This is a genomic window from Planktothricoides sp. SR001 (genome assembly GCF_001276715.1).
Classification (GTDB): domain Bacteria; phylum Cyanobacteriota; class Cyanobacteriia; order Cyanobacteriales; family Laspinemataceae; genus Planktothricoides; species Planktothricoides raciborskii.
This window is the reverse complement of record NZ_LIUQ01000092.1, coordinates 8,779-11,652: the sequence shown is the minus strand read 5'-3', so window position 1 is coordinate 11,652 and position 2,874 is coordinate 8,779. Positions and strand designations below refer to the sequence as shown.

1 protein-coding gene is annotated in these 2,874 nt (G+C 42.7%); it reads left to right on the top strand.

Annotated features, from left to right (window positions below):
* Positions 1 to 54: 54 nt before the first annotated feature.
* Positions 55 to 2,805: a CHAT domain-containing protein gene (locus AM228_RS27700; RefSeq protein ID WP_054470159.1), complete on the top strand. Its 2,751-nt coding sequence runs from the start codon at positions 55 to 57 to the stop codon at positions 2,803 to 2,805.
* Positions 2,806 to 2,874: the final 69 nt, after the last annotated feature.

Below are 2,874 nucleotides of genomic sequence, written 5' to 3'. Positions count from 1 at the left end.
CCGAATGCTTTGCCCCTACAAGGAATTATCACAATAATATATCACAATAATATTATGAAGTTAATCAAATTAGTGATATTTGTTTTTGCATTTTTTTTAGGAATTTTATTAACGATAATTCCTCAGCTTTATTGGGTTAATCAGGCGCGAAGTCATTCCGTGGTTTTTCCCGAAAATTTTGCCGATGAAACCAGAGAAATTGGTTTTGCTGCTGGCGATTTGGTCAAAGAAGGCAGGAACTATTATGAGGCTGGGCAGTACAATCAGGCGGTAATTTTATGGCAAGAAGCCCTTAATAAATTTACGGCAGAGGGAAATTTGTTGCCACAAGCCCAAATCTTAAGTTTTCTGTCTTTGTCCTATCAAAGATTAGGGGATTATGCCGCCGCTAGTGAGGCGATCGCCCACAGTAAAGAAATTTTGCATTCCCTTGAAGATCGGGAAAATAACGAAAATTTAGCCATCATTTTCGCCCAAATTTTCAATACCGAGGGCCGGTTACAATTTCAACAAGGAAATAGCGAGGCAGCTTGGGAAACTTGGCAAAAAGCAACGGCTGCTTATCGGCAAGCGGAGGATCGTTCCGGGATTATTTTTAGTCAAATTAATCAAGTCAGGGCGTTAGAATCTTTGGGGTTATATCGGCGAGCCCTGAAACTTTTAGAAGAGATTAAACTGAGCCTGAATGAACAAACAGATCCGGCTTTAAAATCATCGGTTTTATTGGCTTTGGCTGATTTACTGAGAGAAACTGGGTCTGTGGAGCAATCTAATCTTTTGTTACAGGAAGCATTGGCGATCGCCCATCCTACCATTTCCCCGATTCAAAAAAGTGAAATTTTGATGAGTTTGGGAAATAATGCGAGAACTTTGAATAATCTCTCTGCGGCTTTAGATTTTTATCAACAAGCGGAAACCCTGGCGGAAAGAAATGGGGCTGAACTGCTGAAAATTCAAATCCAACTAAATCACATCGGTCTATTAGTGGAAAATGCTGATTGGCAAAAAGCAGAGATTTTGGCGCAAAATATCCCCGCACCTTTAAGCAATTTACCGGACAGTCGTCCAGCAATTTATGCTCAGGTCAATTTGGCTAATAATTTAGTATGTTTGGCGCAAAAAAATACAAATTGCTTACATAAAAATACTCACTATGTGGGAGAATATGGTCAATTTTTTAGCCCCATTAATCCGCATACGAAACAACAGATAGAGCATCCTATTCAGTTATTAGACACGGCGGTGCAATCTGCCCGAAATTTGGCAGATTACCGCGCTGAATCTTATGCTTTGGGAAGTTTGGGGGCAATTTATGAAGAACTAAATCAACAAAAGTTAGCTCAAGAATATACTGAGTTAGGGTTAAATATTGCCCAGTCCCTTCAATTATCGGATATTGCCTATGAATGGCAATGGCAATTAGGCCGTTTGTTAACGTATCAAGGTCGTATTTCCGAGGCGATCGCGGCTTACACTGAAGCCGTCAAAACCTTACAATCTTTACGCAGTGATTTAGTAGCCACTAACCAAGAAATTCAGTTTTCTTTTCGGGAAACTGTCGAACCACTTTATCGGCAGCTTGTAGAATTATTAATCCAACCGACCACTGATGCGGCAGGAGGAATTGCCAGTAAAGAAATTTCTCAAGAAAACCTCAAACAAGCCCGTGAAACTATTGAAGCATTGCAACTGGCAGAACTGGACAATTTCTTTCGGGATGCTTGTTTAGATGCCAAACCCCAACAAGTCGATCAAGTCGATCCGAATTCAGCGGTGATTTACCCGATTATTTTACCCAACGAGTTAGCAGTGATTTTATCTATTCCCGGACAACCTTTAAGCTATTATCAAACCAAACTTGCTCAAGGGAAAGTAGAAAGCACTCTGCTGGAATTACAAAAATCACTCAATCCGGCTTTTTCGAGCAAGCAACGATTGACTTTATCTGAACAAGTTTATGACTGGCTGATTCGTCCGGCAGAATTGCAGTTAGCAGAAAATAGCGTGAATACACTGGTGTTTGTCCTTGACGGAATGTTGCGAAATTTGCCAATGGCTGCCCTATATGATGGGCAAAAGTATTTAGTAGAAAAATACCGTATTGCCCTAACTCCAGGGTTACAATTGCTCGAACCTTCGCCGTTACAACCGGAGAAGCTAAAAATTTTAGCTGGCGGTTTGACCGAAGCCCGTCAAGGATTTCCGGCGTTGCCTGGGGTTGAGTCGGAATTACAGGAAATTTCCCATAAAATCCAGGGAGAAAATTTACTAGATCAAGAGTTTACCAAAGTCAATTTACTCAAGCAGCTCGATCAGTTGAATTTTCCCATTGTTCACCTGGCGACTCATGGTCAGTTTAGTTCTAATCCCGAACAAACTTTTATTCTTACTTGGGACGATAAGCTGAGGGTAAAAGAGTTTGAGAACCTATTAAAAAATCGCTCAACTGCTGCCACGACTCCCATTGAGTTATTGGTTCTCAGTGCTTGTCAAACCGCTGCGGGGGATCAACGGGCGGCTTTGGGTTTGGCTGGGGTGGCAGTGCGATCGGGGGCTCGCACGACTTTGGCAACTCTCTGGTCGGTGAATGACCAGTCTACGGCGAATTTGGTCACGGAGTTTTACCGTTCTTTGTTGGCAGATCCAGATGGTGTAACTCAGGACAGGGGCGCGATCGCTACCGGGTCTAACAGGATTACCAAAGCTGAGGCTTTGCGCCAAGCTCAGTTAAAGTTGCTGAATGATTCAGCGTATCAGCATCCTTATTATTGGGCTCCGTTTGTGCTGGTGGGCAATTGGTTGTAGCCGCAGCCGCAACTTTATATCTAGGTTGGGCAAAGCCCACTCTATTGCAGGGGTGCAAGGGCAAAGCAT

Bases quoted from the DNA above. Each gene is read 5' to 3' on its own strand.
- AM228_RS27700 (WP_054470159.1), top strand. From the start codon at position 55: ATGAAGTTAATCAAATTAGTGATATTTGTTTTTGCATTTTTTTTAGGA.